Genomic DNA, 6142 nt, shown 5'->3' with positions numbered 1-6142 from the left:
CGCCTGCAGGTCGAGACACTGAAGGGCGCGGCATTGAAGACCCGCGGCCTCGACCCCGGTGAGTCGGTCGCCGACGACACCGAGGTCGTGGTGATCACCTTCCCGCCCGTGAAGGCTGGGGAATCGACGCGGCTGCGGATCAGCGAGACGTACACCGATCCGGCGCGCTACCTCGTCGACGGCGACGAGCTGGTCTGGGATCGCGCCTTCGGCCGGCCGCGCAACACCGTGGTCCTGCCGGCGGGATGGACGGTCGTCGCCAGCTCGATCCCGAGCCAGATCTCGGAGGATGCCGACGGCCGGCAGCGGCTCTACTTCGAGAACCCCCGGCCTGACGAGATCCAGGTGCTGATCCGCGCGCGACGGCTTCCACGCTGACAACTCCGGCCGCTGTCTCGCGCGAGACGACGATGGCATTCTCGTGTGGCATGAAGAAGACACTGCGCATCGACGAGAGCCTCCTCCGCGATGCCCGCGCGGCCTCCGGCGCCGGCTCCGACACCGAGACGGTGCGGCTCGGGCTGCAGGCGCTGGTGCGGCAGGCCGCCCACCAGCGATTGTGCGCACTGCGTGGCTCGGAGCCGCGGGCCGCGGACGTCGGGCGTCGGCGCAAGAGCGTTCGGGCCGGGCGCGCGTAGCGTCGGCGCTGGTGAGCCGTGCCACGCTGTGGACCGCCGGCGCCAGGCTCGCACAGGTGGCCGAGGAACTCGGCGTGGCCTATCGCGGCGGTCGCCCGCGTCACTGAACCGTGTGTGTCGCGCCGGTCGTGCTGCCTGCGGTGGGCTGGTCTACGTCGAGCCGTTGCCGGCGATTGACGCCATCCGCACGCATCTGTCGTTCTACCCAGGACGGATCGCGTGCTACGTGGACGGGGTCAGGGCGCAAGCGGGCGGGTTCTGCCGCGGGTGGGTGACGCCAGAACTCGTCGGCCCCTTCAAGGGAGACCCTGGCACGAGTGGATGGTAAGGCAACGGGGCTCGGGCCGGTGGACCGTCTGTCACCGTCTGGGCGTCTGACGGGGATGCGGATTCTGGTGACGGGTGCCACCGGCTACGTCGGCGGGCGGCTCGTGCCCCAGTTGCTGGCTCGAGGCCATGCGGTGCGCTGCATGGTCCGCGATCCGGCCCGCCTGCAGGGCCGTCCATGGGCCGCGCAGGCGGAGATCGTGCGGGGCGATGTCCTCGATGCGGACTCTCTCGTGCCGGTCCTCGCTGGAATCGAGGTCGCCTACTACCTCGTGCACAGCCTGGGTACCGGGCCCGATTTCCACGATCGGGACATGCGAGCCGCGCGCACGTTCGGCCAAGCCGCTGCGGCCGCAGGCGTTGGCCGCATCATCTACCTCGGCGGCCTGGGTGATGCCACCGGCGCACTCTCGGAGCATCTGCGCTCCCGTCAGGACACCGGCGCTAGCCTTGGCACCGCGGGCGTGCCAGTCACGGAGTTCCGGGCCGCAGTGATCGTCGGATCTGGTTCTGTGTCCTTCGAGATGATCCGCTACCTCACCGAACGCGTGCCGGTGATGGTCTGCCCGAACTGGGTCTACACGAAAATCCAGCCGATCGGGATCCGCGACGTCCTGTCGTATCTGACAGAGGCCGTCAGCACGCCGGCCTCCGCCGGACAGGTGATCGAGATCGGCGGCAGCGACGTACTCACCTACGGCGAGATGATGACAGGCTATGCCGCGGAGCGCGGGCTCTCGCGTTGGCTGCTGCCCGTGCCCATCCTGACTCCCCGGCTGTCGTCGTACTGGGTGCATCTGGTCACGCCCATCCCCTCGGCCATCGCGAGACCACTGATCGAGGGCCTGCGCAACGAGGTCATCGTGCGTGACGACAGGGCGCGCGAGTTGTTTCCGCAAGTCGTACCGGCCGGCTACCTCGAGTCCGTGCGCCGGGCGCTTGCCAGATTCGACACCGAGAACGTCGAGACCTCGTGGTCGGATGCGCTCACCTCGAGCCATCCCACCTCGGAGCCGGTGCTGATGACGACGCAGGATGGCATGGTGATGGAGCGGCGTCAGCTCATCGTGAACGCCTCACCAGAACAGGCGTTCACGGTGTTCAGTTCGCTCGGCGGCGCCACGGGATGGTTGCGCCTGAACTGGGCGTGGCAGCTCCGCGGCTTCATCGACCGTCTGCTGGGCGGCGTCGGCATGCGGCGAGGCCGCCGGCATCCACACCACGTGCGGGTGGGCGATGCCGTGGACTTCTGGCGAGTGGAAGCGGTCGAGCCGGGCCGGCTCGTGCGGCTGCGCGCCGAAATGAAGGTACCTGGTCGGGCCTGGCTGGAGTTTCACGCACGCACCCAGGAGGATGGCCGCACCCTCGTCACCCAGACCGCCTTCTTTTCGCCGCGCGGGCTGTTCGGGCTTGTCTACTGGTACGCGCTCTACCCGATCCACGGCCTGATCTTCGGGGGCATGATTCGCGAGATCGGCCGACGCGCGGAGCGTCCCGCGCCGTCCCGCTGAGCGTGCGACCGCGGGGCGGCAGATTGAACCGTCGGCGCCAGCGGGGATGTCGAAGAGATGTAGTGCATCCGATGCGCCGGCTCGCGCATGCTAACCGAAAGCAGTCGACCGTGTTTCATCGAAGCGACTCTGTCTTCCTGGTGGCCGCCCTCCTGTCCTTCCTGTTCTCGGTCTACCTCTGGTTCACCGGGCAGCGCGACGAAGGTATGTTCGTCGGCATCTGGGTCCCCTCAATCCTGTCGTTCGCGACGCTCACGGCACAGGCGAGGAATCGCTGATGTCGGCCATGGTGATTCTTCTGGTCGGCCTCTTCGTGACCGGCTTGTGCACGTTCGGGTTCGCGTTCTCGGTCGTCGAGATGCGCCGGCTCGGGAGCGCCGTCAAGGAATAGCCGCCGAATTCCTGGGGCGAGCGCCCCCAGGTTGTTGCCGAGGCCGAGGCTGTAGGGCACGTTGAGCCCCGCCCGGACACCGCCCGACGTGGAAGGGTTGCCGGCCGCCGGCGCGCTGACCGCACCCGGCTGGTGGTGCCGCGCGACACCTGCTGGGCCGGCCGCGTCGCCGGTGTTTCAGGGTCGCTTCAGACTGACCTGCGATCGTCGCAGGCATGGACTCGCGTCTTGCCCGGCCGTGGCAACGGATCGTCGCCCCCGTCGTCCTCGCGCTCCACTCACTGGTGGGCGCCGCGTGGGCGACGCCCCAGCCGATTCCCGTCGAACTGACCCTCGGGCGCGACTCGATTACGACCAACCTTGTCGTGAGCCGCCCGTTCACCAGCACGTCACCGCTCGGCTTCTTCCACCTGAGCACGCTGCAGTTCGACTACGAACGGGATGCCCAGACGGAGATGGCGATCCAGAACGTCTTTTTCGTCGAGCTCGCCGGTGGACTCAGGGCCATCGGCGGCGCGTTCAACTCCGAACGAGGCTTCAATCCCACCGCAGGCCTCCAGTACATCAAGGGAAACCGCGACTTGTTCCTGGTGATCTCGCCGCGCGTCAACTTCGCCACCGAGCCGTCCTACAGCGTCTTTCGATCGTGCGGTACCGCCCCCAGCTCACGCCGCGCTTGCGGCTGTACGCCGCCGGGCAGTTGCTCCACGCCTTCAACGCAGACCAGCACATCCGCAGCTACCAGTGGCTGCGGCTCGGGCTCGAGGTGAAGGGCACACAGGTCGGTCTCGCCCTTCACTTCGACGAGCGCGGCCCCCGCCGGACGTCGAGTGTCGACCCCGGGGTGTTCGTCAGGCGTGAGATCGCGTTCTGATCACCTCCCGCCGGTGCTGCTGGCGGTGCCGCGAGGCGACGGGGTGTCCTCGAGCGCGTGGATCGTGCCCTGGACCACACCGTCGAAGGCCTGTCCCTCCTGGGCCCGCAGTCGGTAGCTCACTTCCACGACCCACGTCGGCGCCAGATCCGGGATCCGCAGCAGTGCGGTGCGGCCGTCGGCGCCGAGCGTCACGCCATCGACGCGCAGCGTGCGCAGGTTGTGGCGCTTCGATCCGTACGTCCTTGCCCGCACGAGGTCCCACACGGTCACGGTGAACGACTCCGGCTTCGCGGCCGCCCTGTCGATCGGCGACGCGAACGTCAACTCGATCCCCGAGGTGCGCGCCTTCATCGCCACCGGCAGCCGCAACGGCTTGCCCGTGTGTCGCACCCGATACACGCCCCCGGCCTGCATCGTCTGGTTGGTCGCCCACGCCGACAGGCCGAGCACGTACAGCTGCCCGTCCTTCGGGTTGAAGCGGCCGCGGATGATGCCGGTCGGGAAGCGCGGCAGCGGCAGGGCCACGATGGCGCCCTGGCGGGTACCGGCGAAGGTCTGCGGCATCACGACGAAGATCCGGCCGTCGCCGTACGACAGGCTGAGAAGACTGCCGTCGAGCGGGCCGAAGCGGCCGCTATCGGCCCACAGCAGTTCGGCAGGCGAGCGATCGTGCTTGGAGTCGATCCAGAGCAGCGGCTTGATCATCGCCGCGTCTGACGAGTCGGCAGGCGCGCCGTAGCCGTACATGTTGCCGTAGAACCCGCCCCGCTCCACCCAGTTGATGCGGTTCATCGGCGTCCAGTAGCCCTCCTGGTCGGTGACGATGAACGAGCCGTCGGGGTTGAGGAGCACGCCGTTGGCGGCGCGGAAGCCCGTCGCGACGATTTCCGATGCACGGCCGTCTGGACTCACGCGGATGAGCGTGCCGTGCTGCGGGATCAGTGCGGTGCGCGCGTGGCGGGCGCTCTTGGCGTAGTAGAAGTTGCCGGCCGGGTCGGTCTGCAGTCCCATCGCGAACTCGTGGAAGTGCTCCGTCACCTGGTGGTCGCTGTTGAAACTCTCGTAGAAGTCGGTGGCGCCGTCGCCATCCAGATCGCGCAGGACGACGATCTGATCGCGACACCCCACGTAGATCGAGCCGTTGTGGTACTTCACGCCGAGCGGCTGGAAGAGCCCGGTCGCGATGCGTCGCCACTGCACGATGCCGTGCGGCTGCGTGATGCCCTCGAGCCGCCACACCTCGCCGTCGACGGTGGTGACCACGGCCTCGTCGCCGCCTGGCAGGAAGTCGATGCCCGAGGGCCGCAGGCGGCTCTTCCACGGGTTGTCGAGCGGCAGGGTGAGCACGTCGACCGCGTACGCGTCGCGATCCTGCCCGCGAACGATCGGCGCCGTGAGCACCGCGGTGTCGCGCGCCGGCCCGCCACGCGTGTACTGGCGGAGGTCGGCTGGCAGATCACCGGCCCGTGCCGCGGCGGCGACGTCCACGCCAGCGGGCGCGATCCGGATGGTGACGACGGCGGGCGTTGCGGCTGGCACCTTCAGCACATGGAAGCCTGCCTCCTTCGCGAGCGTCGCCCCCTGACCCGCGACGTGCACCGCGGCCGTCTCTGGCGCGATCCGCATCGTGAGCGGCGTCCGTGCCGCGCCGATGTTCAGCGTACGGCCCACCACCGTGGCGTCGCCGACCTTCTGGAGGTCGTACGACTCGAGCACGTCGGCGTCGCCCACCGTGTAGGCGATGACCACACGGCGGCCATGACGGTACAGGCCCGTGTAGTGCGTCCACTCGCGGGGAAGCGGACCGAAGGGACGACCGTCGACGGCCACGAAACGTGGGTCGGCGAAGTCGCCGGTGGCGGGATTGGCCCAGCCGGGGGTGATCGGATTCTCGACCTGGATGGTGCCGACGGTGCGGGGAAAGATGTTGTGCCGATCGTTGAGGAGGATGCTCTCGTAGTCGATGAATCCCGCGCCCGTCCAGATGCCGGTCATGCGCATCAGGTCGTGGTCGAACAGCACGAACGCCGAGCCCGCGGCCACGCCGCCCTCGCCCTCGTCGAGGCGGATGGCGATGCCCTTGTAGGCGAAGTTGGCATCGCGAAGGTCCTCGTTCGCGAGGGGACTCGGTCCACCGGAGATGCGGCGCGGCGGGTCGGTCGAGTTGGCGAGCTCGTACGTGTGGATCAGGAAGTCGCCGTAGTCCATCTCGGCCCACGGCCGGTACGGCTGCGGTTCGGGTCCACGGGTGTCACCGGCAGGCAGCCTCGCGAGGTACGCCTCGGTGACGGGCACGTACTCGGCAAGGTTGCGCTTCTTGAGGAACTCCTCGCGGATGAACTGGATGACGTCGTACTTCTCGCGCGGCGTCAGTCGCACCTGCGGCGGCATCAGGCCG

Annotated in this window: 6 protein-coding genes; 5 read left to right on the top strand and 1 reads right to left on the bottom strand. The window is 68.6% G+C overall.

Features of this window, described 5'->3' with window-relative positions; translation table 11 throughout:
- The 5 genes from ACIRDX_RS19430 to ACIRDX_RS19410 form a co-directional block, all read left to right on the top strand.
- Positions 1 to 378 (top strand): hypothetical protein (locus tag ACIRDX_RS19430; protein WP_396627092.1); only part of this gene is annotated, 378 nt, incomplete at its 5' end.
- A gap of 50 nt (positions 379 to 428) precedes the next feature.
- Positions 429 to 638 carry a type II toxin-antitoxin system VapB family antitoxin gene (locus ACIRDX_RS19425; RefSeq protein ID WP_396627091.1) on the top strand — a complete coding sequence of 70 codons (210 nt, stop codon included), beginning with the start codon at positions 429 to 431 and terminating at the stop codon, positions 636 to 638.
- 383 nt (positions 639 to 1021) lie between these two features.
- Positions 1022 to 2476 (top strand): SDR family oxidoreductase, encoded by a 1455-nt coding sequence (locus ACIRDX_RS19420; RefSeq protein ID WP_396627090.1) that lies wholly within the window; start codon positions 1022 to 1024, stop codon positions 2474 to 2476.
- Between the two features lie 71 nt (positions 2477 to 2547).
- Positions 2548 to 2754 (top strand): hypothetical protein, encoded by a 207-nt coding sequence (locus ACIRDX_RS19415; RefSeq protein ID WP_396627093.1) that lies wholly within the window; start codon positions 2548 to 2550, stop codon positions 2752 to 2754.
- Between the two features lie 328 nt (positions 2755 to 3082).
- Entirely contained in the window at positions 3083 to 3637 is a 555-nt protein-coding gene (locus ACIRDX_RS19410; protein WP_396627089.1) for a hypothetical protein, read from the top strand.
- Positions 3638 to 3741: 104 nt separating this feature from the next.
- Here the strand turns inward: ACIRDX_RS19410 and ACIRDX_RS19405 are convergent.
- A partial coding sequence (locus ACIRDX_RS19405) for a DUF6797 domain-containing protein (RefSeq protein WP_396627088.1) occupies positions 3742 to 6142 on the bottom strand: 2401 nt, incomplete at its 5' end.

The organism is Luteitalea sp. (assembly GCF_044337415.1).
Taxonomy (GTDB): domain Bacteria; phylum Acidobacteriota; class Vicinamibacteria; order Vicinamibacterales; family Vicinamibacteraceae; genus Luteitalea.
Note: the sequence above shows the minus strand (reverse complement) of the source record. Positions and strands in the feature narration are given on the sequence as shown.